At 39.0% G+C, this 26,981-nt stretch carries 27 protein-coding genes; 18 read left to right on the top strand and 9 right to left on the bottom strand.

The window, feature by feature from the left end:
* Positions 1-363: 363 nt before the first annotated feature.
* Entirely contained in the window at positions 364-2,628 is a 2,265-nt protein-coding gene (locus BW935_RS16710) for a helix-turn-helix domain-containing protein (protein ID WP_245802728.1), read from the bottom strand.
* Positions 2,629-2,763: 135 nt separating this feature from the next.
* Here BW935_RS16710 and BW935_RS16705 point away from each other — a divergent pair, with 135 nt between their 5' ends.
* From BW935_RS16705 to BW935_RS16685, 5 genes are read left to right on the top strand one after another with little or no spacing between them, the layout of a single operon-like run.
* A complete protein-coding gene (locus tag BW935_RS16705; protein ID WP_076502931.1) occupies positions 2,764-3,471 on the top strand; it encodes an SDR family oxidoreductase in 708 nt (235 codons plus the stop codon).
* 5 nt (positions 3,472-3,476) lie between these two features.
* A complete protein-coding gene (gene ispG, locus BW935_RS16700; RefSeq protein ID WP_076502930.1) occupies positions 3,477-5,456 on the top strand; it encodes a (E)-4-hydroxy-3-methylbut-2-enyl-diphosphate synthase in 1,980 nt (659 codons plus the stop codon).
* A gap of 26 nt (positions 5,457-5,482) precedes the next feature.
* Positions 5,483-5,674 (top strand): DUF6728 family protein, encoded by a 192-nt coding sequence (locus BW935_RS16695; RefSeq protein WP_076502929.1) that lies wholly within the window; start codon positions 5,483-5,485, stop codon positions 5,672-5,674.
* A 30-nt stretch (positions 5,675-5,704) separates the two neighbouring features.
* Positions 5,705-6,052 carry an MmcQ/YjbR family DNA-binding protein gene (locus BW935_RS16690; RefSeq protein WP_076502928.1) on the top strand — a complete coding sequence of 116 codons (348 nt, stop codon included), beginning with the start codon at positions 5,705-5,707 and terminating at the stop codon, positions 6,050-6,052.
* A 2-nt stretch (positions 6,053-6,054) separates the two neighbouring features.
* Positions 6,055-7,011 (top strand): ABC transporter ATP-binding protein, encoded by a 957-nt coding sequence (locus BW935_RS16685; RefSeq protein ID WP_076502927.1) that lies wholly within the window; start codon positions 6,055-6,057, stop codon positions 7,009-7,011.
* Between the two features lie 179 nt (positions 7,012-7,190).
* On the opposite strand, the gene BW935_RS16680 is transcribed toward BW935_RS16685, so the two are convergent.
* From BW935_RS16680 to BW935_RS16660, 5 genes are all read right to left on the bottom strand, one after another.
* On the bottom strand, positions 7,191-7,715 hold the full coding sequence (locus BW935_RS16680) for an FKBP-type peptidyl-prolyl cis-trans isomerase (protein ID WP_076502926.1): 525 nt from the start codon (positions 7,713-7,715) through the stop codon (positions 7,191-7,193).
* A 67-nt stretch (positions 7,716-7,782) separates the two neighbouring features.
* Complete coding sequence (locus BW935_RS16675; RefSeq protein ID WP_076502925.1) at positions 7,783-8,100, bottom strand: hypothetical protein; 318 nt, start codon at positions 8,098-8,100, stop codon at positions 7,783-7,785.
* An 84-nt stretch (positions 8,101-8,184) separates the two neighbouring features.
* Positions 8,185-10,959 carry a leucine--tRNA ligase gene (leuS, locus tag BW935_RS16670; protein ID WP_076502924.1) on the bottom strand — a complete coding sequence of 925 codons (2,775 nt, stop codon included), beginning with the start codon at positions 10,957-10,959 and terminating at the stop codon, positions 8,185-8,187.
* 105 nt (positions 10,960-11,064) lie between these two features.
* Entirely contained in the window at positions 11,065-12,012 is a 948-nt protein-coding gene (locus tag BW935_RS16665) for a hypothetical protein (protein ID WP_076502923.1), read from the bottom strand.
* 69 nt (positions 12,013-12,081) lie between these two features.
* Positions 12,082-12,927 carry a mechanosensitive ion channel family protein gene (locus tag BW935_RS16660; RefSeq protein WP_394333614.1) on the bottom strand — a complete coding sequence of 282 codons (846 nt, stop codon included), beginning with the start codon at positions 12,925-12,927 and terminating at the stop codon, positions 12,082-12,084.
* 215 nt (positions 12,928-13,142) lie between these two features.
* On the opposite strand from BW935_RS16660, the gene BW935_RS16655 reads away from it, so the two are divergent.
* From BW935_RS16655 to BW935_RS16640, 4 genes are all read left to right on the top strand, one after another.
* Positions 13,143-14,684: a bifunctional GNAT family N-acetyltransferase/carbon-nitrogen hydrolase family protein gene (locus tag BW935_RS16655; RefSeq protein WP_076502921.1), complete on the top strand. Its 1,542-nt coding sequence runs from the start codon at positions 13,143-13,145 to the stop codon at positions 14,682-14,684.
* 4 nt (positions 14,685-14,688) lie between these two features.
* Positions 14,689-15,243, top strand: a complete 555-nt coding sequence (locus BW935_RS16650) for a KdsC family phosphatase (protein WP_076502920.1) — start codon at positions 14,689-14,691, stop codon at positions 15,241-15,243.
* Positions 15,240-16,088, top strand: a complete 849-nt coding sequence (gene kdsA / locus BW935_RS16645) for a 3-deoxy-8-phosphooctulonate synthase (RefSeq protein WP_076502919.1) — start codon at positions 15,240-15,242, stop codon at positions 16,086-16,088. The genes BW935_RS16650 and kdsA overlap by 4 nt, the downstream gene beginning before the upstream one ends.
* Before the next feature lie 67 nt (positions 16,089-16,155).
* Entirely contained in the window at positions 16,156-17,853 is a 1,698-nt protein-coding gene (locus BW935_RS16640; protein ID WP_076502918.1) for a L,D-transpeptidase family protein, read from the top strand.
* On the opposite strand, the gene BW935_RS16635 is transcribed toward BW935_RS16640, so the two are convergent.
* Positions 17,842-18,549, bottom strand: coding sequence for a murein L,D-transpeptidase catalytic domain family protein (locus tag BW935_RS16635; RefSeq protein WP_076502917.1), 708 nt, complete (start codon positions 18,547-18,549; stop codon positions 17,842-17,844). The two genes, BW935_RS16640 and BW935_RS16635, sit on opposite strands and share 12 nt — an antisense overlap.
* 296 nt (positions 18,550-18,845) lie before the next feature.
* On the opposite strand from BW935_RS16635, the gene BW935_RS16630 reads away from it, so the two are divergent.
* From BW935_RS16630 to guaA, 9 genes are all read left to right on the top strand, one after another.
* Positions 18,846-19,256: a 6-pyruvoyl trahydropterin synthase family protein gene (locus tag BW935_RS16630; protein WP_076502916.1), complete on the top strand. Its 411-nt coding sequence runs from the start codon at positions 18,846-18,848 to the stop codon at positions 19,254-19,256.
* Positions 19,216-19,911 (top strand): GTP cyclohydrolase I FolE, encoded by a 696-nt coding sequence (folE, locus tag BW935_RS16625; RefSeq protein WP_076502915.1) that lies wholly within the window; start codon positions 19,216-19,218, stop codon positions 19,909-19,911. Before BW935_RS16630 ends, folE begins: the two co-directional genes overlap by 41 nt.
* Before the next feature lie 117 nt (positions 19,912-20,028).
* A complete protein-coding gene (locus tag BW935_RS16620) occupies positions 20,029-20,715 on the top strand; it encodes an SDR family NAD(P)-dependent oxidoreductase (protein ID WP_076502914.1) in 687 nt (228 codons plus the stop codon).
* 82 nt (positions 20,716-20,797) lie between these two features.
* On the top strand, positions 20,798-21,061 hold the full coding sequence (locus BW935_RS16615; RefSeq protein WP_076502935.1) for a hypothetical protein: 264 nt from the start codon (positions 20,798-20,800) through the stop codon (positions 21,059-21,061).
* A gap of 24 nt (positions 21,062-21,085) precedes the next feature.
* A complete protein-coding gene (locus BW935_RS16610; RefSeq protein WP_076502934.1) occupies positions 21,086-21,529 on the top strand; it encodes a hypothetical protein in 444 nt (147 codons plus the stop codon).
* On the top strand, positions 21,526-22,158 hold the full coding sequence (locus BW935_RS16605; protein WP_076502913.1) for a flavin reductase family protein: 633 nt from the start codon (positions 21,526-21,528) through the stop codon (positions 22,156-22,158). The genes BW935_RS16610 and BW935_RS16605 overlap by 4 nt, the downstream gene beginning before the upstream one ends.
* 277 nt (positions 22,159-22,435) lie before the next feature.
* On the top strand, positions 22,436-23,581 hold the full coding sequence (locus BW935_RS16600) for a hypothetical protein (RefSeq protein ID WP_076502912.1): 1,146 nt from the start codon (positions 22,436-22,438) through the stop codon (positions 23,579-23,581).
* Between the two features lie 19 nt (positions 23,582-23,600).
* Complete coding sequence (locus BW935_RS16595) at positions 23,601-24,608, top strand: ligase-associated DNA damage response exonuclease (RefSeq protein ID WP_076502911.1); 1,008 nt, start codon at positions 23,601-23,603, stop codon at positions 24,606-24,608.
* Between the two features lie 76 nt (positions 24,609-24,684).
* The gene (gene guaA, locus BW935_RS16590; RefSeq protein ID WP_076502933.1) at positions 24,685-26,214 is read left to right on the top strand and encodes a glutamine-hydrolyzing GMP synthase; all 1,530 of its coding nucleotides are present in this window, start codon (positions 24,685-24,687) and stop codon (positions 26,212-26,214) included.
* 157 nt (positions 26,215-26,371) lie between these two features.
* Here guaA and BW935_RS16585 read toward each other — a convergent pair whose 3' ends face one another.
* Both BW935_RS16585 and BW935_RS16580 read right to left on the bottom strand, forming a co-directional pair.
* Positions 26,372-26,632, bottom strand: coding sequence for a type II toxin-antitoxin system RelE family toxin (locus BW935_RS16585; protein WP_076502910.1), 261 nt, complete (start codon positions 26,630-26,632; stop codon positions 26,372-26,374).
* The gene (locus BW935_RS16580; protein WP_076502909.1) at positions 26,619-26,816 is read right to left on the bottom strand and encodes a hypothetical protein; all 198 of its coding nucleotides are present in this window, start codon (positions 26,814-26,816) and stop codon (positions 26,619-26,621) included. The genes BW935_RS16585 and BW935_RS16580 overlap by 14 nt, the downstream gene beginning before the upstream one ends.
* Positions 26,817-26,981 lie beyond the last annotated feature (165 nt).

Here is a 26,981-nt window from a genome sequence, read left to right as displayed (position 1 = left end):
GCCGCCACATTATTAAAAAGCCTTTCAGGAAACTGAGAGGCTTTTGTGTTTTATAGCCCCTTGCTCTCACTAAGCTAGCAAAGGAGTAAAGAGCGCTGTGGAAGTAGAAGGAAGATATATGCTTCGCGATATAATGTTGATATATGCCTTTCGGCGATATAGTCATGCCTATTTAAACTTTAACCAACATTCTTTAACCAACATTTCAACTCAATCAAATAGTCAATTCACATCATAACTCAATAACTCAATCAACCATTAACTCAATCAACTAATCCCCGCTAACTTTTAAACCTTCAAACCTTTCAACCCAATTTCCAATTTTTCAATCTTATAATCTTGTAATCTCAAAATCCTAGCATCCTAATCCCTTGCCATATGTGCTGCAACCATTCTCAATGTGGCATAATCAAATTTTTCTGGATATTTTTCTACTACTTTACTGATTTCTCCATTGGCTATTTCAATAAATATAGCTGCTTCTTGGACGATTTCTTTTGAAAGATGTTGATGAATGTCGACTTGACCTTTTAATATCCCTTTTGCTAGGTGACTTTCAATGGTGGACTTTGCAAGTCCCCTTTCTTTTGCGATTTCTTCAACGCTATGTCCTTCTCTACTCAGCGTATAAGTGATCTCGAAAGTTTCGCCTTTTTCAAGCTTGATTTTCGGGGTTCCTTCTTTTTTCTTTTTCCTACCAGTTTTTGTGCTTGCAAATTTGGGGTTGTCTCTTGTAGCTTCCTTGGCTTCTTGCGCTAGTGAAATTCGCAATTGAGTTAGGCTGTCCGTGATTTGCGAGAGCCTACCAATCTCTTCTCCATTGAGGATAGCAGGTACCAAAATACCGACTTTCATGATCTCGTTAAGCTTTCTTAAAAGCATGGTTTCAATCTCAGAAATACTATCTAAATAACCTTTCGTTTTTGTGAATTGCTCAACTTCGGCTTGATGAGTTATGATATCTTTTAAAATCGACTTAAACAATTTGCTGTAATAAGTACTTCCTTTCTCCAATCTATCCATCAATTGAAGTTGATCATTGGTATGCACGAGATAATTGAGTTGCCGTGTAAACTTGTAAGTGTTCCCCTCCTCTTGGCTGATTTTTTCAAGAATAAGACCCATAGCTTCTCGCATTTCTTTATCTTCAAATACCATCGTACTAGTGAACTCCTTTTGAAAAACTCCTATTGCTGTAATCAAAGGACTGAAATCAAATGTTCTACTTAGAAGTTTTTGAATATAGATTGTCTGATGATTCTCCAGAAGCTTATCTAAAGGTGCTTGTTGCGTATTAGTTTGATTTGTAAAATGAAGAGCTGTAGGGTCTGAACTGATAATATGGGATTGGATTCTGGTGCGTAGCACTAAGCCATCTAGACTTCTTAACCTACTCAATGCTACATAAACTTGCCCTGGAGCAAATGCTTGACCTACATCAATAATAGCTTTATCAAATGTCAAGCCTTGGCTTTTGTGGACTGTTACAGCCCAAGCTAGTTTAATTGGAAAATGCTCAAAAGTACCAATAATTTCCTCTTCCAATTCTTTGGTTTCCTCTTTGACCACATAACGCTTATTTTCCCAGACTTCCCGATGGAGCACATATTCCATTTTACTATCATTCATAATGACTTTGATTTCATCATTAAAAATATCCTTCACCATTGCCATCTTGCCATTGAAATAATCTGATAAGCCACTGCTATCGTTTTTGATAAACATCACTTGAGCACCTTCCTTCAATTCCAGTTTCTTGGGTATAGGGTAAAGACTCTCAGGAAAATCTTTACTTACAATGGCTTCGAAAAAATGTGATTTACTTTTCAAAGCCCTTAATTCGTTAGAATTATGTTCTTCCGCTTTGTAGTTATGTGTAGTGATAATGATATAATCTTTTAGAGCCTTGATTTCATCTGGTGTTTTATAGAATCTATTGAGAAACTGAATATCTTCAGCACTCACCTGATTGTCTCTCAGATGGTTGAGGATGGATATGAATTGCTCGTCTCGTTGTCTGAAAATTTTATTAAGCTCAATATAGACAAGTCCAGAGCTTTGCAAGGCTTTGGCTTCAAAAAAATGCATGCTTTTATAAAATTTTGCTAAAACTTGCCATTCTTGATCTTTTACTATAGGAGGTAGCTGAAACAAATCTCCTATCATCAAAACTTGAACACCTCCAAAAGGCTCTTCAAAATTTTGCTTGGCTTTTTTCATTCTATAGTCAATAGCGTCAAGTAGATCCGCGCGCAGCATACTGACTTCATCAATAATTATCAGTTCTATGGAATTGAGGACTTTCTTTCGGGCGGCATTGAGAGGATGTTTTCTGTTGAGGGTATATTGGGTGTAGAAGTTACCACTATTAGAAAAATTCCCCTCAGGCTCTTTAGTAGGTAAAAAAGATCCAAAAGGAAATAAAAACTGAGAGTGGACAGTCACTCCTTTAGCATGCAAGGCAGCGATCCCTGTTGGTGCGATGATGATATGGCTTTTATGTGTCAATTCTGTCAAATTCCTAAGAAAAGTAGTTTTACCTGTTCCAGCTTTGCCTGTCAAAAAGATCGGACTGCTGGTGGTGTTGACAAAATGTGCAGCTAACTCTAATCTATCTGTGCTTTCCATTTCCATAGGTTTAAAATTAGTATAAAAAAATATCAGGCACCTATCTATAATCGTTTATGTTCGCAAATCTTTCAAAAAAATGTAACTTTGTCCACGCTAGATAGTTGTCATACTAACTATTAAAACACGAAGTAAATGTCCAAACATATATTAGTCACAGGAGGAACCAAAGGAATCGGCAGAGCAATCATTGAGAGGTTTGCAAGTGAAGGTTTTGATGTATCTACCTGTGCAAGAAGCGCATCAGATCTAGAAGCACTTGAGCATTTTTTTTCTGAAAATTTCCCCAAGCAAAAATTATTCGCATTTCAAGCCGACTTATCAGTGAAAGATCAAGTACTTGAATTTGCTGAAAAGGTCAAATCTACCTTAGGTATACCTGACGTAATCATCAATAACACTGGGGTTTTCCTTCCAGGATCAATTCATTCTGAGCCTGAGGGGAACTTAGAAATGATGATTCAAACCAATTTGTATTCTGCCTATTATCTCACAAGAGCATTTACTGAAGAGATGATCACAAGAAAATCAGGGTATATTTTTTCAATTGGGTCAATAGCAGGGTTGACTGCCTACGCCAATGGAGGGAGCTACGCTATTTCTAAATGGGCAATGTTGGGATTTACTAAATGCCTGAGACAAGAGTTGAAAGATTTTGGCATCAAAGTAACTTCAGTATTGCCAGGAGCTACTTACACCGCAAGTTGGGCAGGTGTGGATATTCCTGAAGAAAGGTTTATGAAATCATCAGATGTGGCAGATTCTGTATGGTCTGCTTATAACCTTTCCCCGAATTCAGTTGTTGAAGAAATAGTAATCAGACCACAATTAGGAGATTTGTAAATCACATGGAGACCAAAGCATTATTGGAAAAAATCAATTATTGTAATAGCCTGACTAGCTATTCTAGAAGAAAAACCATTCCTGTAAAGGTGGGAAATGTGGTGATTGGTGGTGATAACCCAATCGTCGTACAATCCATGACTACTGTGGATACAATGGATACTATAGGTTCTGTAGAGCAATGCATCAGGATGATTGACAGTGGCTGCCAACTCATCAGAATCACTGCTCCAAGTATCAAAGAGGCTGAGAATCTACAAAACATCAAAGATGAACTCAAGAAAAGAGGTTACAATACACCGCTTGTAGCTGATATACATTTTACACCTAATGCTGCAGAAATTGCTGCTAAAATTGTAGAAAAAGTCAGAATCAATCCAGGGAACTATGCTGACAAGAAGAAGTTTGAGGTCATAGAGTATACAGATGAAAGCTATCAGGAAGAACTCGATAGAATTAGGGAACGATTTCTCCCATTAGTGAAAATATGTAAAGAGCACGGTACCGCAATGCGTATTGGAACCAACCATGGCTCACTATCTGATAGAATCATGAGTAGGTATGGAGATACCCCACTTGGAATGGTAGAATCGGCTTTGGAATTTTTGAGAATTTGTGAAGATGAAGAGTTTTATGACATTGTCATTTCTATGAAGTCGTCTAATACCCAAGTCATGGTACAAGCTTATAGACTACTTGTTCAGAAATTGGAGGAAGGAAATTTCAAACCTTATCCACTCCATCTTGGCGTAACAGAAGCTGGTGATGGGGAAGATGGTAGAATTAAGTCTGCAGTAGGTATCGGGACACTTTTGGAAGATGGACTTGGTGATACAGTTAGAGTTTCCTTGACTGAAGATCCAGAATTTGAAGCGCCAGTAGCCAAAGCATTAGTAGATCGCTATCAACAAAGAGCCGATCACGAAGCAATTGCTGCCCTTTCACATTACCCGATCAACCCTTTTGAATATAATCGAAGAGAGACTTTTGAAGTTTACAACTTTGGCGCTAGTAATGTGCCTAGAGTTATTACTGATGTTTCTGCTATCAAGGAGATTACTCCAAAGGAAATGAAGCATGTAGGTCATTTTTACTTACCTGAATTAGATAAATGGAAGATGAATGACCAAGGTGCTGATTTTGTTTTCACAGGCTCCAATCCCATTCCTTTTATGCTTCCTAATGGAATGAAAGAAATTCAGAATTATGAGGTTTGGCAAAATACCACTGATACAGAAAATAAATTCCCGCTTTTGACTTTCGAGGAATTTCTACATGCTAATAGATTTCACCAAAAGTTAAATTTCCTTTTCTTAAAAGATTCAGAGGTAGCAGCTGCTATTCCTTTTATCAAAGAAAGGGCTGATTTGGTCATCATTCTGAAAACCTCAAACACACACACTTACCCTGCGCTTAGAAGAGCTTTTGTTTATCTGCTGGAGGAACATTGTAAAATCCCTGTCGTGCCTCAAGTGGCCTATCAGCAACAAAGTGATGATAAAACTATGCTCTACACAGCGACAGATATTGGCGGCTTATTGGTAGATGGACTTGGAGATGGGATAATGATTGATGCGCAAGCTTACAGAGAACTGGAAAGGGAAACTATCTTGAAGCAGATCAAGTTACATAACTCCATTAGCTTTGGTGTGCTTCAGGCAGCAAGAACAAGGATGTCCAAAACAGAATATATATCTTGCCCTTCTTGTGGAAGAACGCTCTTTGATCTTCAGGAGACTACAGCGATGATTAGAAAAAGAACCGACCACCTCAAAGGAGTAAAGATTGGCATCATGGGCTGTATTGTCAATGGTCCAGGCGAAATGGCAGATGCTGACTTTGGGTATGTAGGTTCAGGAAAGGGGAAAATCACCTTGTACAGAGGTAAAGAGGTGGTTAAAAGATCAGTACCCTCTGAAAAAGCAGTAGACGAACTTATTGAAATCATCAAAAAGGATGGTATGTGGAATGAACCTGAGGCATAAGTATCAGGTTCTATCAAAAAATAATCATGGGTAATAATAGACTTAAAGAGTTTTTCCAACTAGGAGAATTAGGAAATTACTTCATCAGGGTATTCCAGAAACCTGATCCAAACAAAAAGTCAAACTTCAATTTGAAAATGATGCACGGTATCAATAAAATTTCCATTTTGATGTTTTTGGCAGCCATTATCATTTGGATTGTAAAGCGAGTATTATAATTCGTACTTTTATCCTTTAAGACGACCAATATGGATATTGAATCTTTTAGGAAATATTGTCTCTCTAAATTTGGTGCTACAGAAGATACACCTTTTGACGAGGTCACACTTTGTTTCAAAGTTGGAGGTAAAATCTTTGCGATTGTAGATATCACTTCATTTGAAAGTGTAAATCTAAAATGTGACCCAGAGAAGGCAGTAGAATTGAGAGAACAATATCGAGCTGTAAATCCAGGCTTTCACATGAATAAGAATCATTGGAATACAATATCCTTCCATCAAGATTTACATGATGCGGCGATTCTAGCATTGGTAGATCATTCTTATAATTTGATTTTTCAAAAATTACCCAAGAAAATTAAAGAAGCCTTAAGGTAAAAATGAGTTTTCTAACCATCGATTCAGTCAATAAAGCCTACCAAAATGAACAGCTGGTAGTCAAAAACTTTTCTTTACAACTTGAAAAGGGGAGGATTCTTTCCTTAGTAGGCGAAAGTGGCTCTGGGAAAAGTACACTTCTTAGAATTATCGCTGGCTTGGAAAATAAAGATGCTGGTAAAGTTCAATTAGGAGATCTCCAAATTCAAAATCCAAATGAAAGACTGATTCCAGGTTATGATGAAGTTCAGTTGGTCTACCAGGAATACCAACTTTACCCAAGTTCAACAGTTGAGGAAAACATCTCAAGACCATTGATCCAATATGATAGAAAATATAGAGATCAACGAGTAAAAAGTCTGCTCAAACTGCTTAAGCTTGAGCTCTTTAAGGATAAACTTCCTCGCCAACTCTCCGGTGGGCAACAACAAAAAGTCGCCATTGGAAGGGCACTGAGCTTGGAGCCAGAGGTATTGCTTATAGATGAACCTTTTTCAAGTTTGGATGCGATTCAAAGAAGGGAATTGATTGAAGAATTGAAAGAGATGTTCAATGAATTAAACGTCACGGTACTTTTTGTGACACATGATTTGGATGATGCTCTTCAAATGACCTCAGATCTCGCTATCATGCAAGGAGGGAAATTAATTCAACGCGGTAGTCCCGAAGAGATATTCAAACAGCCAAAAAATCTCTATGCAGCAAAGCTATTTAGTACGCTTAATGCTGTCCAAGACAAAAGCAAAACCTATATCCGACCTTCTGACATCCAATTATTCAAAAGTACTGGGCTGTGTGCAAAAGTGATGGATAAGCAATATTTAATTCACTATAACCTATTGACTGTGCAGACCAGTGATGGTTTGATATGGAAAGTTGAGGATAAAGATAGGTCTTTTGAAAAAGGTGCTAAGGTTTATCTCAAATGGGATACTGAAAAAGAGATAAGCTTTAAATGATATGGATATAAGGAACTTTGCCCATAACATTACAAAATTCCGATCCGCCTCTGAAAGTTATTAATCGATATTGACCATTAGCAACCGAATGAGCCCATTAATTCATCTACTGTCAATGAAGCTTGTAATCAGATTATATACATAAAGAGCCTCGGATTAAATCCGAGGCTCTTTTGTTGTTAATGCTGATGACCATGCTCACCATGAACATGGCCATGTGCGATTTCTTCTGCTGTAGCTTCTCTCACTTCGTGAATCTCTCCATCAAAGTGCAGGTCAAAACCTACCAAAGGATGATTGAAATCTAATAGAATATCTTCTCCTAAATCTTTTAATACTTTTGCTTGCATAGGATAGCCATTTTCATCCACTAATGGAAGAAAGTTTCCTTCTTCCAACATGCCTGGTTCAAAACCCCTTTCTCCTGAAAATTGACTTTTTGGCAAACTCATGATCATTTCATCATCTGCTGGCCCATAGGCTTCATCCGCAGTCAACACAAAACTAAAGCTGTCTCCTTGTGTTTTACCAGCGAGTAGTTCTTCGAATTTCTCTGGCAAACCACTGTTTCCAAAAAGGAAATAAAAAGGGTCTTCTCCATCTCTAACTTCTACACTGAATGGTGCAGATTCTACTTCCTCTTCTTCTTTGCTGACTTTGAGCTCGTAGGTCAATCCTACTACGGTGTTGTTTGTAATTTTCATAGTAAATTATTCTGCCACAAAGGTAGGGTTATTTTTGCAATAGCTCTGTTGAATAGCTTTTACTTTCTCATTTGAAAGCCCCGTTGAACATGATCAAGAAAACCCCAATCATGCTCAATACAAAGCAGAGAAAGACCAGTCCTTCCTTTTTTTTGATCGCAGCATAAATAGCTGTGACGAAGATCCCAAAGAATATCAGACCGAATGTCAAAGTGTTCCAAAGGTAAAGATCTAAACTGCTGTGATAGTAAGGAGCTTCGGGGTTTGAAGCTTGCAGCAGAATCTCTTCTTTGAAAAATACAGCGCCTATCCATTCCCTCAAGTAGGAATAAGCGAATATTCCCGAAGGCAAAATAGCGGCTAGATTGACAAATATTCTATTCATAATGGATCCTAGAAACAAAATAGGTCATTAGAAAGATTTCTGTAAGACTTTCCAATGACCTGATGATGATATTGTCTGACTTGATTAAAGTACAATATTTACAATTTTACCTGGCACGACAATCATCTTTTTAGGCGCTTGACCTTCTAGCCATTTCTGAACGGTTTCATCTTCCAAGGCTGCTTTCTCGATTTCCTCTTTAGATAAAGAAAGTGAAAGGGTTAACTTGGTTCGCATCTTTCCATTGATCGATACAGGGTATTCATGGCTGCTTTCGACCAAATAGGCTTCATTGAATTCCGGGAAGCTTGCATGAATGATAGACTCCTCATGACCAAGAATAGCCCAAAGCTCTTCTGCAATATGTGGTGCATAAGGTGAAACCAAAATTGCCAATGGTTCCAAAATGGCTTTCTTGTTGCATTTCAATGCAGTCAGTTCGTTTACACAGATCATAAAGGAAGCCACAGAGGTATTGAAAGAGTAATTCTCCAAGTCCTCTTGTGTTTTCTTGATGGTCTTGTGCAGGGTTTTCAATTCTTCTGCACTTGGCTTGGCCTCGGAAATAGTAACATTGCCATTATTGTCATGAAAAAGTTTCCAGAGTTTTTTAAGGAATTTGGATACTCCGTCGATACCATTGGTGTTCCAAGGCTTGAACTGCTCCAAAGGCCCCAAGAACATTTCGTACAATCTTAAAGTGTCAGCTCCATATCTTTCGATGATGTCATCAGGGTTGACAACATTGTATTTGGACTTGGACATTTTCTCTACTTCAGCTCCACAGATATATTTGCCATCCTCCAGGATAAATTCTGCATCAGCCAAATCAGGTCTCCAGGCCTTGAACTTATCCAAATTCAATTGGTCATTGTGTACGATGTTCACATCCACGTGCATGGCGGAAGTTTCGTACTGATCTTTCAGACCCAAACTGACAAACTGATTGCTGCCTTTTACCCTATATACAAAATTTGATCTTCCTTGGATCATACCTTGGTTGATCATTTTCTGGAAAGGCTCTTCTATGGAGACAGCTCCTATATCATAAAGGAACTTGGTCCAGAATCGGGAATACAATAGGTGTCCGGTAGCATGCTCCGCCCCGCCAATATACAGGTCTACAGCCCCCCAATATTTGACAATCTCCTCGGCTACAACTTTCTCCTCGTTTTTAGGATCCATATAGCGGAAGAAATACCAGCTTGAACCGGCCCAACCTGGCATGGTGCTTCGCTCAAGTGGGAAAGTCCCTTCTGAAGTGGTATAGTTCCAGTCTTTGGCCCTTGCCAAAGGCGGTTCACCATCTTCTGTTGGTAAATATTTATCTACCTCAGGCAACACCAAAGGCAGGTCTTTTTCATCTATCAGATAAGGCAGTCCATCTTTGAAATATACAGGAAGTGGCTCGCCCCAGTAGCGCTGACGGGTGAAGATTGCATCACGCATCCTGTACTGGATTTTGCCTTTTCCGATTTTCTTCTCTTCCAGGAAAGCTATGGCTTTGTCCATCGCTGCTTTCATCTCCAAGCCTGATAGGAAGTCAGAGTTGATGATGGTACCTCCTTTTCCAGGAAATGATCCTTCTTCCATGCTTCCCTCGATCACCTGTCTGATCTCCAGTCCAAAATGCTTAGCGAAGTTATAATCTCTCTCGTCATGCGCTGGAACGGCCATCACAGCCCCAGTGCCATAGCCTGCCAAAACGTAATCGGCTACCCAGATTTGGATTTCTTCTCCATTGAATGGGTTGATGGCGTAAGAACCTGTGAATGCACCGGAAATGGTTTTGACATCTGACATTCTTTCACGTTCAGACCTATTTTTGGCAACTTCAACGTAAGCCTCTGCTGTTTGTCGTTGATCGTCAGTGATCAGGTCTTTGACATAATCATGCTCAGGTGCCAAAGCCAAATACGTCACTCCATAGATAGTGTCAATTCTGGTGGTAAACACTTTGATCAACTTATCCTGTCCTTTGACCTGAAATACCATTTCGGCACCAGTAGATCTTCCGATCCAGTTGCGTTGCATTTCTTTGATGGGTTCATTCCAGTCCACGGTGTCCAGCCCTTTGAGCAACCTGTCTGCATAAGCTGTGATCCGCATGGACCACTGCATCATTTTCTTTCGTTCCACAGGATGTCCGCCCCTTTCGGAGAAGCCATCTTTTACTTCGTCATTGGAAAGTACCGTGCCGAGTGCTGCACACCAGTTGACAGTCGTCTCAGCCAAATAGGTCAAGCGGTATTTGAGTAGCATTTCCTGCTTTTCTTTTTCAGAAAAGGCTTTCCAATCTTCTGCCGAAAACTCAGGTGTATCTTCATCGCAAACCGCGGATATACCTGCGTTTCCATTAGATTCAAATTTTTCTATCAAAGAAGCGATGCTCTTGGCCTTGTCTTCAGTTTTGTCATAATAGCTGTTGAAAAGCTGCATGAAGATCCACTGAGTCCATTTATAGTAGTCTGGATTGGAAGTGCGGACTTCCTTGTCCCAATCAAAGGCAAAACCGATGTTTTTGAGCTGCTCAGTGTATCTTTTGATGTTTTCTTCAGTTGTGATGGCTGGGTGTTGTCCTGTCTGTATGGCATATTGTTCCGCAGGTAATCCAAATGAATCGTAACCCATTGGGTGCAGGACATTGAATCCCTGAAGTCTCTTGTATCTTGTGATGATATCAGAGGCAATGTAGCCCAGCGGATGTCCCACATGTAGTCCTGCTCCGGACGGATAGGGGAACATGTCCAAAGAATAAAATTTCGGTTTGTTTGGATTCACTTGGGCATTGAAAATCTGGTTTTGTTCCCAGTATTGCTGCCATTTCTTTTCTATTACTGAAGGATTGTAATCAGCCATTTTTGATTAAAAGCTTAAAGATTTTTGAATTGCTTGCAAAAATAGAAAAAATAGCTAGAAATGACCTTCAAATCCTCAAGAAGGGTAATGGAAAGGTGATAATTCTTACCAGAATCTGAATCGTTTCTCGTAAAGTCTATTTCTAAAGATCCAGTTGTCCCAAATATCTGGGGAAAGGTAGATTTCAATTCCAAGGTTGATGCCTAGATAGCCATCAAATCTCTCTGTCAATCCAGAGCCTCTTCTGATACGACCTCTATTGTTTAGTATTTTTTGTACATCTGGCTCACCATTTTCTCTCAAAAAGTCTGGGTTTCTAATAGCTAACCTCAACCTGTCTGGATTTGGGCCTTCTCCATTTGTTCCGTAATCAGCAAGCAAATCTAAATAAAATTCACTGACATTGAATGCACTGATATCATCCATATAATCAGTCAAAGTCCACCTGTAATTTAATTCTAAGGTAAGGTCAGCATATACACTTAACTTGTACTTAGCGCCGATTCCAGTTGGAAATACGACAATATACTTATTATAAGGGTTGTTTTCTATTTGTAGCGGCCTGAGAGCGACCCACTCTCCCCTTAGCTGAGCCTTGGGATCATTTGAAGACATACCCACTCCTGCAAAACCATATAGGTTGAAGTAACTTCTTGTGATATTATAGACTTTGACAGGCTTCCAGTGAAATTCTCCAATCAAGGAAGCTTCCATATTCCTCGCTCTAAAATGAAGATTTCTAGGTGTCCTTAAAGCTCTAGGATCCGAAGGTGGATCTTGTCCTGATATTTGATAATAAGTAAATTCTGCTCTAGCTCTTATCCTCGTACCTAGTGTTCTTCTCAAGGCAATGTTAGCATTCCAATCCGGTTGTACGCCTTCATTGTACTTCCAGAGAGAATATAATTCTCCAAAATACTGGGTAGGGCCAGCGGAGACAGATATAGACCAAGGTTCTTCAAATCTATAACGATACAAACTTTGGGCAAATGTCTGTTCAGATACTAAGAATAGTATTAAGAAAAAGCTAATATTTCTAAGTAATCTAAGCATCTTGTTTTGAACTGATTGAGTCAGTTTCGGTATTGAAATTAATTCGACTTGTAAATAAACTAAGAATCTTTAGCTTTTCAATTTTTCTCCGCCGGAAATAATGTGAATATCTCTTTGTGGGAAAGGGATTTCTATACCTTGCTCCTTAAAGCGCCTGAAGATTTCATAATAAAGTTGACTTTTTAGTACTTTGGGTTTGTTGATGTATTCCGAAGTCCATACGCGCAAATAGAAGTTCAAGCTGCTATCAGCAAAATCGTCAAAAAGGACATCTGGACTTGGAGAAGCAAGCACCCCTTCATTGGCTTTAGCGACTTCTATTAGGATTGCTTTTACTTTCTCAGGATCTTCATTGTAAGATACGCCAACAGGGAAATTGAATCTGATGTTTCGATCGTTGTGAGACCAATTGATGACCTGACTATCTATAAATTGACTGTTTGGAATAATGACTGAAATATTGTCATTGGTCACTATAGTCGTTGATCTGGCTGAGATCTTGATTACATCTCCGGATATATCCCCAACCTCTATTCTATCCCCAACTTTGATAGGTTGCTCAAAAAGAATGATCAATCCCGAAATAAAATTATTGGTGATATTCTGCAAACCAAAACCAATACCTACACCAAGTGCCCCTGCCAAAATACCAAAAGCACTCAAATCAATCCCATTAGTCTGAAGAATGGAAACCAACCCAGCAATGATAATAACATACTTGACAATTGTCCCAACAGATTGCCTAGTGCCTCGCTCGATCTGATATTTGGATAGGACTCTTTTAACCAGTATTTTTCTGACAAATTCAGAAATGATCAACAAAAGGAATATAGAGAAAACCAAAGTTATCAATAGGCCAACAGTAAGGCTTGACTCTCCGATTGAGAAAAGTTTTTGGCTTAAAAAATCATTCATAATTTCGAAAAAATTAGAAACTGTTTCTTTTTTAAATTCTATTATTTCATCCATATCAATTTTCTTCTCCAAATTTACAAAGTACAAATTACACTAATCTTACAATTAAATCAATCTGGCTAAATCTTTGTTTAATATTCGAAAGAAACTTTGGTTTTGGATGACACCTGATCCGCTTTTAAAATTATTGACTGAATTTTAATTAATTTTGTAACATGACTAAGCAGAAAGAAGAATTAGAACACCGCTTAAAATTAAGAAATATCAAACTCTCTGATTATGATGATATCAGGGATATCATGGTGAGTATATACAAAGATCAAGGGGGAGCTTGGACCCGTCAGGAATTAAAGAACCAAATCAAAGCTTTCCCAGAAGGACAGATTTGTATCGAAGATAATGGCAAGGTTGTGGCTGCTGCATTGAGCTTAGTAGTTGATTATTCTAAATTTGGGGACAATCACACCTATGATCAAATCACTGGTTTTGGGAAATTTGACACGCATGACAATGAAGGGGATACGCTGTATGGTACGGATGTTTTCGTTCACAAAGAATATAGAGGAATGCGTTTGGGAAGAAGGCTTTATGACGCCCGAAAAGAACTTTGCGAAAACCTCAACCTAAGGTCCATCATCGCAGGAGGTCGTATTCCTGGCTATTCCAAGTATTATGATCAGATGACACCAAGGAAGTATATTGACTTAGTGAAAAGTAAAGAGATATTTGACCCTGTACTATCTTTTCAGCTGGCCAATGAGTTTCACGTAAGGAAAGTAATCACCAAATATTTGCCAGAAGATACTGATTCTAGAGCTTATGCAACACTGCTAGAGTGGATCAATATTTATTATGAAAAAGACGAGAAGCTAATAGGTAACAAAAAGTCCATCGTAAGACTAGGACTGGTGCAATGGAAAATGCGTAGATTTAATAATGTAGACGACTTGATGCAACAGGTAGAGTTTTTCGTGGATACCGTCTCAGGCTACAAGTCAGACTTCTGTTTGCTTCCCGAGTTTTTCAATGCCCCACTTTTGGCGGAATTCAACGATATGGATGCTTCAGAGGCGATCAGAAATCTGGCAGATTATACAGACGAGATTGTTACTAGAATGCGAGATTTGGCACTGTCCTATAATGTCAATATCATAGCAGGAAGTATGCCCGAGTATGATGGTAAGAAGCTTAGGAATGTAAGTTATCTCTGTCGTAGGGATGGAACTATAGACAAGCAATACAAGCTGCACATCACCCCGGATGAACAGTCCTATTGGGGCCTCCAAGGTGGAAATGGTATCAAAGTTTTTGATACAGATGCAGGAAAAATTGGTATTTTGATCTGTTATGACGTAGAGTTTCCAGAGTTGGGTAGAATTCTTGCCGAACAAGAGATGGACATCTTATTTGTGCCTTTTTGGACAGATACCAAAAATGCCTTCTTAAGAGTGAATACCTGTGCCAAAGCAAGGGCAGTAGAAAATGAATGTTATGTGGCTATTACTGGCTCTGTAGGTAACCTTCCGCGAGTAGAAAACATGGATATTCAGTATTCCCAGGCAGCCATCTATTCCCCCTCTGATTTTTCATTCCCCCATGATGCGACTGTAGCTCAGGCATCTGAAAATGCTGAAACGACCATTGTAGCAGATGTTGATCTGGACTTATTGACCAAGCAACGCAAAGCTGGTAGCGTAAGAAATTTAGAACAAAGAAGACTGGACTTGTATTCAGTTCAGCTGAAGAAAAAGAAATAGAAACATGCAAAATTACCTCTCGGCGCTGACCGAGGACATCAAACTTAAAGCAAAAAACATCCGCCTTGTCATCACTGATGTAGATGGTGTGCTCACCGATGGAGGGATCATCTATGATGACAATAAGCTTGAATATAAGCGATTCAATGTCAAAGATGGTCTGATCGTTCATTATCTCAGGAAGAATGGCATCATGGTGGGTGCGATCACAGGGAGAAATTCAAAAGTCGTAGAAAATCGTTGTGAAGAACTCCGATTTGACTTTCACTATCATGGAATCAAAGATAAGGGAAGCAAGCTTGTGGAGATTTTGGAAACCTTAGAATTGTATCCCGACGAAGTCGCCTACATTGGAGACGATTTGATAGATCTTCCAATCCTGAGTAGGGTAGGTTTGTCTGCTTGTCCAGCTGATGCTTTGCCATACATCCAGTCCAAAGTAGATTTTGTGTCCTCACTCAATGGGGGGCAAGGAGTTTTTAGAGAGCTTGCAGATGCTATTCTCATTTCCAAAGATCAAATGGATGAAATCATTGAAAACTTAACCAAAAAATCATGAATAAATTTACCCAGCCAATGAAAATCACAGACAAGGTGATTTTAGGGCAAGACAAGCCTGTACTTTTTGCAGGTCCTTGTGCCGTGGAGAGTTATGATATTTGCATTGAAATCGGATCCACAGTAAAAGCACTTGCTGAGAAATTTGGATTTTCCTATGTATTCAAAGCATCCTTTGATAAGGCAAATAGAACTTCCTCTGGTTCTTTTAGAAGTATAGGGATGGACAAGTCTTTGGAAGTATTACAACGCGTAGGAAAAGAGTTACAAGTTCCTTTGGTGACAGATATTCACGAGAGTTATCAGGCAGCAGAAGTAGCTGAGGTTGTAGATGTACTTCAGATTCCCGCATTCCTATGTAGACAGACAGATTTACTATTGGCTGCTGGAGAGACAGGTAAAGCTGTCAAGATCAAAAGGGGGCAATTCATGGCTCCAGAGGACATGCAATATGCAGTGACAAAGGTTCGATCCACGGGCAATGACAACGTATGCTTAACCGAAAGAGGATTTTCATTGGGTTACCATAACCTGGTCGTGGATATGCGAGGCCTACCGATTATGCGTCAATTTGCCCCTGTTGTCTTTGATATTACGCACAGTGTACAGCAGCCAGGTGGTCAAGGCGGTACCAGTGGAGGGCAACGTGAGTTTGCTCCCTTTTTGGCAAGAGCAGCTGCGGCTACTGGTATAGATGGCTTTTTTATCGAGACGCATCCCGAGCCAGCTAAAGCGCTCAGCGATGGACCAAACTTAATTCCTTTGGATAGAATGGAAGGTTTCTTGGAGATGCTATTTGAAGCTTGGGAATTGGGTAGAAAATACCAAGATTTCAATGTCCGATAAGGAAATTTAACGAAACATATAAGGGAGTTCACTTTGATGGATTCCCTTTTTTTTAGATTTTTATTTTATGAAGAGAGATAGTCTTATTGTATTGCTTTTGGTCTTATTTTGTATCAAGCCTCAAGAGATTCAGGCGCAGGACTCACACGAGGCTGTGGCTGCGGTCATCAACAGCCTTCTTGAGATTGATGATCCTGACAGATCTACCAAGGTTTTTGGGCAGGACTTATTCAGTTCTGTAGTATTAAGAAGATTTTATAGTGAGCGTTTATTTTTACCTGCATGGACAGATGGCGCTACTCTTCCAGAGATTGCCTATGAAATGCGATACGAAATCCAGCAGATTCAATTTGACGGACTAAACCCTAATGATTATCACCTTCAAGCCATCAATCAGCTTTTCAATCGCTTTGAATCAGCTCGCAGAGGGCAGGGGGAATTTTCCATGGTGGACTTTGCCAACCTAGATATCCTGCTGACAGATGCTTACATCATTATTTCGTCTCACTTATACTTGGGTAAAATCAACCCAGAAAGCCTCAAGTCTGAATGGAATATCCAAAGGTCTGCTCCTGAATTGATGATAGATGAACGATTGAATCAAGCTCTACAAAATCAAAGTATCAGAAAGAGTTTTGAAGAATTATATCCATCCTTCCTAGTCTATAGGAAGATGCGAGATGCATTGAGATTTCTCTATGAAGATGATAAAAGGTTTCAGTCCAATCCCGTGGCACAATGGAAGACCTTGAAGATTGATAAGTCTATCAAGCTAGGAGATTCGCATAGCCAAATGGATGAAATCAGAGCAAGACTTAGATTCTGGAAATATTTAGATGATGATCAGCCTGAAGATCATAAAATTTATGACTCATTGATGCAGCCTGCTATCATCAAGCTCCAAAAACGTCACGGTATGGAACCTGATGGTGTCATTGGGCAAGGTACAATTCATGCCTTGAATCAAAAGCCAACTGATCTGATCGCTACAGCCAGAATTAATATGGAACGCTTCAGATGGCTTCCTGAAAATGTCAAAGATCAAGAGGTGATTTTAGTCAATACGGCCAATTTTCAGTTAGATTTTATAGCTAAAAAAGACACACTTTTGAGTTCAAGAGTTATTGTCGGAAAGAATTACCACTCTACACCGCAATTCAGCGCTGAGATGTCTTATCTGGTCTTTAGCCCTACTTGGACCATTCCTAATTCTATTACTAGAAATGAAATCATCCCTGCGGTAAAGAAGAATTCAGATTATCTCATAAGCAAGAACATGAAAGTACTCACAGCCAATGGGCAGGAAGTAGATGCAGCAAGTATTGATTGGCAAAAAGTAAATCCAAGAAATTTTCCTTATATCATCCGTCAAGAGCCAGGAGAGCAGAACGCTCTTGGTCTAGTCAAGTTTATGTTTCCCAATAAATACAGTGTTTATATCCATGATACGCCAGCTAGAAGCCTTTTTGCAAGGGAAGACAGAGCCTTGAGTCATGGCTGTATTCGTTTGCAAAAACCATTTGAGTTTGCTAAAATTTTACTACAGCAAGATCCTACTTGGACTGATGAAAAAATCAGAGAGTCCATGAAATTGAGTAAAGAGCGAATTGTAAACTTGGATAGAAAAATACCTGTGGTAATACTTTATCTGACATTTTGGACTGATAGCTCTGGCAATGAATACTTCCGCAGGGATATTTATAATAGAGATCAAGAGATTTTAACTGCTTTGAATCAACCTAGAGGTAGAAAATCAGGTATTTAATATAGGAGATTCGTCAAGGTATCGAGCGTCTTTGGCGTAAATAAAAAGGAGTGAATTCTCTTTTATGAGATCGATTACTTCTTTGGCTTCTTCACTTGGTAGCGCAGGGCACCCTAAACTTCTCCCGAGTCTTCCTGTAGTCTGAATAAATTCCTCTTTGGCATAGTCAGCTCCATGTATGACTATCGCCCTTTCTCTTGCTTTATCATTGAAACCTGGTTCAAGTCCATCCAATCTCAAAGAATAACCATGCTTTCCTTGGTAAGTTTCAGCAGTGAGATAAAATCCTAAGCTGCTCATATAGGACGAACTCACATTTGAAAAGCGCTTTGCCATCAAGTCGCCAGAGTTTCTCCCATGAGAGACATAGCCATAATGCAGTACGAGTCCTGAGACTACATCTATAATCCACATCCGTTTTTCTGACGAAGGAAGGCTGAAATCTATTACCGTCAGAGGTTTACTTTCAGGAATTTTATTTTCTTTGACTAACTTTTGATGCCCTGATATGCCCAGAGATAGAATGGTCTCTTCTGGTAGATTGATAGCAGCATTGTTTGGATTAGCGTAGATCAGGTCAATTTCAAGTACCCTATGGGGTGTTATCACAGGGTCATTTTTTATTGAGTTTGCCGCAAAGAAATTGTAAAGAAGACCTGAAGTAAGGCAAATAAGTGTAAGGATGATTTTCTTCATTGGTTGTATAAGCATTAGCCCATAAATAAAGTTCCAATTAAGATAAAAATCAAGTTATCAATTGCTTAACTATCTGATGAATTGATTTTCGATTGCATATTGATACCATTGGAACTGTTTTTGACCAAATGCTTGTTAAATTGCGAATTAAAATTCAATTACTCCCCAAGCTTGTAATCTCATTCATGTGAAAAATGGATTTTTTTATTAGCTTGTCACCCAGTGTTTTGACTGTTTTGTTTAAAGATATTTGAATATTATTAAACAAAAATTCAAAAGATGAAGTTTGATAATCAATGAAAGTAGCAGTATACAGAAAAGAGCATTTCAACGCAGCACACAGATTACACAATCCTAACTGGTCAGATGAAAAAAATCAGGAGATATTCGGTAAATGTAACAATCCGAATTTCCACGGTCACAATTATGAATTGATTGTGAAGTTAGTAGGTCCTGTCGACCCTGAAACAGGATACGTATTTGACATGAAGGTATTGAGCGACCTGATCAAGGTGAATATATTAAATAGATTTGATCATAAAAACCTAAACTTAGATACCCATGAATTTAGAAATCTTAATCCAACTGCGGAAAACATTGCTGTGGTTATTTGGAATATTTTAAGAACTGAAATTGATACAAAATACGACTTAACGATTCGATTATATGAAACAGAAAGAAACTTTGTTGAATACGATGGAAATTAATGTGAACAGAGACATTGATGAAATCGGAGATGAACACGTAGGTACATCTTATGACACCCCATTGAGAGAAGATGCATTCGAGATGGATGACGAGTTGAAAATCGAACTCATCGAAAAGCACTTCAAAGAAATCATGCTCATTATGGGTTTGGACTTGACTGACGATAGCCTCAAAGGCACGCCAAAGAGAGTAGCCAAGATGTACGTGAAAGAAATTTTTAGCGGACTGAATCCTAAAAATAAGCCAGCTGCAAAGCTGTTTGAAAATAAATATAAGTACAACGAAATGCTTGTAGAGAAGGATATCACTTTCTTCTCCAACTGTGAGCACCATTTTGTACCGATTTACGGAAAGGCTCATGTGGCCTATATATCCAACGGTAACGTCATTGGACTTTCTAAAATCAACAGGATCGTTCAGTATTTTGCCAAAAGACCTCAGGTTCAAGAAAGATTGACCATGCAGATCGGTAATGAGTTGAAAGAAATTCTAGGTACGGATGATGTAGCCGTAGTGATAGATGCCAATCACATGTGTGTGTCATCAAGAGGAATCAATGATGTCAACAGCTCTACAGTGACATCCTATTACAGTGGTAAATTCGAAAGAGATGAACAATCAAGAAATGAATTTATGAAATACATTTCTATGTAAATATTAGCGTAAACTAAACCAACAAGAAGGGCCAAAATGTACGTTTTGGTCTTTTTTTATGCCCTTTTGGAGCAAACATTTTACACGTAAATTGATTAATATATAAAGCATAACATTATGAAAAATAAGAATATAGTAATCATTGGAGGCAACTCTGGAATTGGGAATTCGGTAGTGGAAAAATTAGAAGCAGAAGGAGCCAATATTTTTTCCTACTCTAGGTCAGCCACTGGTGATTTCCAACTTGACGTGACCTCAGACTTCAAGGAACTTTCAGGTCTCCCAGAACTAATCGATGGTTTGGTTTATTGTCCTGGATCTATCAACCTCAAACCCTTTCATAGATTTTCTATTGAAGATTTTAAAAATGATTACGAGATCAATGTTCTTGGCGCGGTCAAAGTGCTTCAAGCATGTATGAAAGGGCTGAAAAAATCCAATACCGCCTCAGTAGTGCTTTATAGTACTGTGGCTGTTCAAGTTGGACTTGGTTTTCATGCATCAATTGCCAGTGCCAAGGGTGCTGTTGAAGGTTTGACCAGGTCTTTGGCAGCAGAGTGGGCGCCGAACAAAGTAAGGGTAAATGCAATTGCGCCTTCTTTGACTGACACGCCATTGGCGAATCAACTACTAGGAAACGAGGATAAAAAAGAAGCTTCAAACAAGAGACATCCGCTTGGGAGATATGGACAGCCGGAAGATATAGCAGCAGCGACAGTTTATTTACTTTCAGATGCCGCTTCGTGGATGACTGGTCAGATTTTACACTTGGATGGGGGAATGTCTTCGGTGAAAGGCATGTAAATCGAAAATGTTTAAAACAATTAGGGTAGAAATAGTGTAGTAGATAAAGGGTATGTTCCCACGAGTAACAAGTACAAAGATTATGAAGACTCCACCAGAATCATTTTTGATTTTCAAGGAAGAACTAAAAAAGGCCAGATTAGAAAAAGAACGACTTCAAAGGGAATACGAATCTAAATTGGCTAATATGAATAACGAACTGGAGAGGTTGAAAGAACAGATTGCTGCACAACAGGAGCTGATGAAGACAACTTTGGAATATGCCATCCGTTTGGAAGAGAACTTGGACAGTTTTAAAGTTGAAGTAGCCAATGCACCAACGCTGAAAAAGAAGTCATTTCATTAACCATCCAATCTAACCTTCATGACAATGAACGCAACAGTAAATCTTATTGAAACAAATAATTTTGAACTGATATTTGAGGAAAGGGACGCCAAAGTATATGCAAGTCCAGAAAAAGGAATAGTTATCTGTGAATTGCTCTCTGATTACGTGCCTATCGACAATTTTAAAAGTATCTTTTTGAGGATTTCTGATATCATCAAACGAGGTGGCTATACCAAATTCATTTTTGATAAAAGAGCTTTGAGAGCATTTCATCAGCCAAGTATGGAATGGTATTTCCTACATTGGAAAAATGAAATGCTGGAATATGGTGTCACACAACATAGAAAAATCCTGCCAGCTGAGAAATGGTTTGAGAAAATGGTCATGATTGCCAAAGAGCAAATTCTCAAAAATAATCCTGACAACATCATCGAGAAACTGGATATCAGGTATTGTGATTCCATAGAAGAAGCGATTGCTATATGATGAAAGCTTTCACCAAACAATCCCTGCTAGAAGCTGATTCGGCTTTTAGAAGGGATTTGATCAATTCCCTTTCAGGGTACAAAAGCCTTAACCTGATCGGGACCAAATCTAAGACTGGACAGACCAACCTCTCTCCATTTTCTCAAGTTTTTCATATTGGAGCGACGCCTCCCTTGGTAGGGATACTTTTTAGACCGCATACGGTGGAGAGACATACTCTTGAAAATATTCTTCAAACAGAATACTTCACACTCAATCATGTGCATGAATCTTTTTACCAACAAGCACACCAGACAGCAGCGAGGTATAAAGGGTCTGAGTTTGCAGCGACAGGTCTAGAAGAAACTTACAAGAATGACTTCTTCGCTCCATTTGTAGCAGGAAGTCCTGTTCAATTAGCCTGTACACTAGTCGAAAAACAAACCTTACAGGTAAACGGAACGGTATTGATCATCGCTTCTATCGAAGAAGTTTATGTGGATGCCGAAGGACTTAGAGCAGATGGCTCCTTGGATTTGGAAGTCTTGGGGACTGTGACGGTTTCTGGCTTGGATGAATATTATGTAGGAAAGAGATTGGCTAAATTGAGTTATCCTAAACCAGGGAAGGATTTGGAGGTGTTGATTTGAATCTTTGCAAATTAGATGGGAAAATCTACGATTGCACAAATATTTTCATAACCGAAGAGGGTATAAATATATTCAGGAAAGATTTGTATAAAGAGAATGAAGGATATTTTTCATATGAGGTATTTAAATATGATCTAATACAATAAAATGCTGTTTTCTAAAGTGAGTATTTGATCCCTAGATTCCTCCTTTTCATCACTTTAAATCCAAATTTGATAGCGTATTTTTTGATAATAACATTTTATTAGTTTAGTTTAAGTCCACTAATTTTATTGCTATGAAAAACTTATTTGTTTTTGCGCTATCAGGGCTTTTGCTTTCAAGTTTATTTTCTTGTGGTTCTTCTGACAAACAGGAAAAAGCAACTTTCGAAAATTTTGAATTGACTATTGTTGACAGTCTTCAAATCGATCACCTTGGCAAACTCTACATGATTGACCTCAAGGAAGATCAGTCCGAATTCCTCCTCTATGATATATTGACCAATGAGTTTCTGAGGGTGAACAAAAAAGGAGAGATCCTTCAGCAAGTCAACCGAACAGGTGATGGGAAAGACAATTATCAATCAGATTATTTCCTTACTGCACAGTATCTTGATTCAGGTGATATTTTGATAGAGACATTCGGACAACAGTTCATCTATGATGGAGAATTCAATCTGAAAGAAAAAAGGAAGACTCCCTACAGCCCCATCACCAATCACATCATGGGTTCTACAGTCAACTTGCCAATAGGAGAGTGGATGTTTTCCTCTACCTTCAAATCAGAAGATAACAGAGAAAGTTTTTCTGAAAATTTTGGACTTGGCTATCCTTTGTTGTCTTTGTATAGCATCGAGGATTTCTCTATGCTGGCAAGAACAGAATTCCCCGCGGAAAGTCAAATGGTGATCAACCCAGGAAGCTATAATTTTGACGGTCCCCTTGCTGTCTATCACAATGGCGAACTCTATATCAATTTTTCCTCCTCACCAGAAATATATGTCTACAACTTACCTTCCATGGAGCTCAAAAGACAAATCTCCTTACAACCTGAGGAAAACTACAAGCAAAATGTACCCAGTGATCCAAATGAAAATTTCGGTAAATTCTTCAATAGAATCATCTATTCTACTTATGAAGGCTTCAATTTTTCAAATGGTTATTTAATTGCTTGGTACAAGGGGGGAGCACCAAAAGAAGAGGTAGATGAATTGCCTAGAAATGTGGTCGGGCAACCCGAATTTCAAGCCCTTCAAAAGAAATATGAAAAATACTATTATCAGATTTTCCAAGACGAAAACAAACTTTGGGAAGGGTATATGAATGTCAAACTAGAAAGCATCAGAAACCTGATGTTTTCTAGGTTAAAGATTGGTGAAAAAGAAGATGAAGTAGAAAAGGATTATGAAGTATTTTATTTCTATAGCGTAAACATTGACTAACCGGTGATGTTCTTTGGATATGTCTCTACTAGAATTGACCCCATCAGGACTTTATTGTCCACAGGCTGATGTATTTATTGATCCTTGGAAGCCTGTGGATAGGGCAGTTATAACCCATGCCCACGCCGATCATGCCCGCTGGGGGATGAAGCATTACCTGGCGCACCATCATTCCGAACAAGTAATGCGGCTGAGGTTGGGACAGGATATTAATTTGGAGACACTGGAATATAGTGAACCAATTCACATCAATGGCGTGCAGATCTCGCTTCATCCAGCAGGACATATCCCCGGATCTGCACAAGTGCGATTGGAATTCCAGGGGAAAGTCACTGTGGTCTCAGGAGATTATAAGGTAGAAGACGATGGATTGTCCACAGCCTTTGAACCTGTCAAATGTCACGAATTTGTTTCTGAATGTACTTTTGGAATGCCAATTTATAAATGGCAAGGTCAACAGCAAATCTTCAAAGAAATCAATCAATGGTGGAAAACCAATGCCAAACAGGGTAGAAACTCCGTGCTCTTTGCCTATTCGCTTGGGAAGGCGCAGCGGGTGATCAATCATTTGGACACTGCGATAGGTGCGATATTTGCCCATGGCGCCATTTGGAATACCAATCAAGCTTTGATTGCCAATGGGGTACCGGTCATGGATATACCCAAAGTGACGCAAGAATTACCCAAAAGTGCATTCAAAGGTGCCATGATCATCGCTCCTCCTGCAGCCATGGGCTCACCTTGGATGAAGAAGTTTGCACCTTACAGGACAGGAGTTTGCTCTGGTTGGATGAATGTACGTGGAGCTAGAAGAAGGAGGGCAGTGGATACGGGTTTTGTGCTTTCTGATCATGCAGATTGGCCAGGATTGATCCAAGCGATCAAGGCTACGGAGGCTGAGAAAGTCTACTTGACTCATGGAAGTACCGCAATCTTTGAGAGGTATTTGGTAGAGACTTTTGGCATAGAAGCAGTATCACTGAATACGCTTTTTGAAGGTGATAATGCTAATTTTACAGAAGAGTAAATTGGGTAGCCAAATAATCTTTCGAAAATTTTAGCATTTAACTTTATCAATTGTCATGGGCTGCTTACCTTTGCGCATGGCAGAACAGATTTTAATCCTCGATTTTGGTTCTCAGTACACGCAACTCATCGCCCGAAGAGTTAGAGAACTCAATGTTTATTGTGAAATCCACCCTTACAACAAAGTCCCAGAAATTACCGACGACATCAAAGGTGTCATCTTATCTGGAAGCCCTTGCTCCGTAAGAGATGAAGGTTCTCCAGACTTGGATTTGGATAGCTTGAGGGGTAAGCTTCCTTTATTGGGTGTTTGCTATGGTTCGCAACTTTTAGCGCAGAAATATGGGGGAGAGGTGCTTCCGTCCGAAATTAGAGAATATGGCCGAGCCAACCTGAGCCATATTGATACCCACTATGACTTATTGAAGGAAATGACCCATGGATCCCAAGTATGGATGTCACATGGAGATACCATCAAGGAGCTTCCAGCTGGTTTTGATGTCATCGCCAGTACTGCCTCGGTAAGAGTAGCAGCTTTCAAAATCAAAAATGAAGAAACCTACGGCATACAGTTTCATCCAGAAGTGACGCATTCTGTAGAAGGAAAGAACCTGTTGAGAAACTTTGTCGTCCATATCTGTGGCTGTAGCCAAGACTGGACTTCTGATGTGTTTATCGATGCTACAGTAGCCGAACTAAAAGCTAAAATTGGCGATGACAAGGTAGTCATGGGCTTGTCAGGAGGAGTTGATTCCTCCGTTGCAGCGACTTTGATTCACCGTGCTATCGGTGCCAACTTATACTGTGTTTTTGTAGATAATGGATTGCTGAGAAAAAATGAATTCGAGGAGGTCTTACACTCCTACAAAGACATGGGACTCAATGTGATCGGTGTAGATGCCAAGCAGCGTTTTTATGATGCACTTGCGGGTATTTCTGATCCTGAAGCAAAAAGAAAAGCCATTGGCAATGCTTTCATTGAAGTGTTTGATGATGAAGCCAATAAACTCGAAGGAGTGAAATGGTTAGGGCAAGGGACAATATATCCAGATGTGATCGAATCTGTATCTGTCAAGGGACCATCAGCCACGATCAAGTCGCACCACAACGTAGGCGGTCTTCCTGATTTCATGAAACTTTCTGTCGTTGAACCACTAAATACCCTCTTCAAGGATGAAGTGAGAGAAGTGGGTAGAGCCTTAGATATTCCTGAAACTATCGTAGGAAGACATCCATTCCCAGGACCGGGACTTGCCATCAGGATTTTAGGAGATATCACCGCAGAGAAAGTAAAGACACTCCAAGAAGTAGATTATATCTTCATCCAAGGTCTCAAAGACCATGGTCTTTACGATCAGGTATGGCAAGCTGGAGCAATCCTACTTCCAATCCAATCTGTCGGAGTGATGGGCGATGAAAGAACCTATGAAAAAGTGGTAGCGCTTAGAGCCGTAGGTTCTGTGGACGGCATGACTGCTGATTGGATTCACCTACCTTATGAATTCCTTGGCAAAATCTCCAACGAAATCATCAACAGAGTGAAGGGCGTCAACAGAGTGGTCTATGACATCTCCTCCAAGCCACCTGCGACGATTGAATGGGAGTAGAAGTGAGGCAGACATGAAACAAGGTTGATATAGTAGAATTACTCCTAAGACTAATTTTAAGCTTCAAATAAGGTTTCAATATACCCCATTTTATACGATTTTCTTTAATTCAAAATTGTATAGGGTGGGGTTGTTTTTGGATTAAAAATAAACTGGATCACTCATAAATATCCTTTCTATGGCCTACTTTTCGAATGTCTACTATTGAGATTTCATCTGAAATAGCATATATAACTCTATAATCGCCAATTCGAATTCTCCAATTTTCAGATAAGCCACGAAGCTTTTTTGCACCACTAGGTCTTGGATTATCAGCTAATAATAGAATGGCATTAATAATCTTATTATTGACCTTTTTAGGTAATTTTAGAAGCTCTTTGCTAGCAGATTTACTTACAACTATCTCATATTGATTCATCTAATTTACCTTCTTTTTTCAAGACCTTGATTAAATCTTTAAGTGGTATTTTTTCTTCTTCTTTTCTCTCTTCTGCTATCATGTTATCATAAAAATCTTCCCAAAGTTTTCCATATAATTTCAAATCAATTTGAACAGCAACTTTTCTGTTTTTTTCGTCGGTCAAATAGCTTATTCCCTTCATTTTATTAGTTTTTAGAGTATAAATTTAACTATTTAATCAAATAAATAATTCATTCTGATACACTTGTCTTAATCTTTCTGATTTAATTTTACTTATCTATTTATTTCAAGCATGTTCAGTTTCAAGGCTTTCAGTTTCAATTGGTCAATATCAAATCTAATATCC

The organism is Belliella pelovolcani (genome assembly GCF_900156785.1).
GTDB classification, from domain to species: Bacteria; Bacteroidota; Bacteroidia; order Cytophagales; family Cyclobacteriaceae; genus Belliella; species Belliella pelovolcani.
The sequence above is the reverse complement of the archived record's forward strand: the minus strand, read 5'-3'. Positions and strand labels throughout refer to the sequence as shown.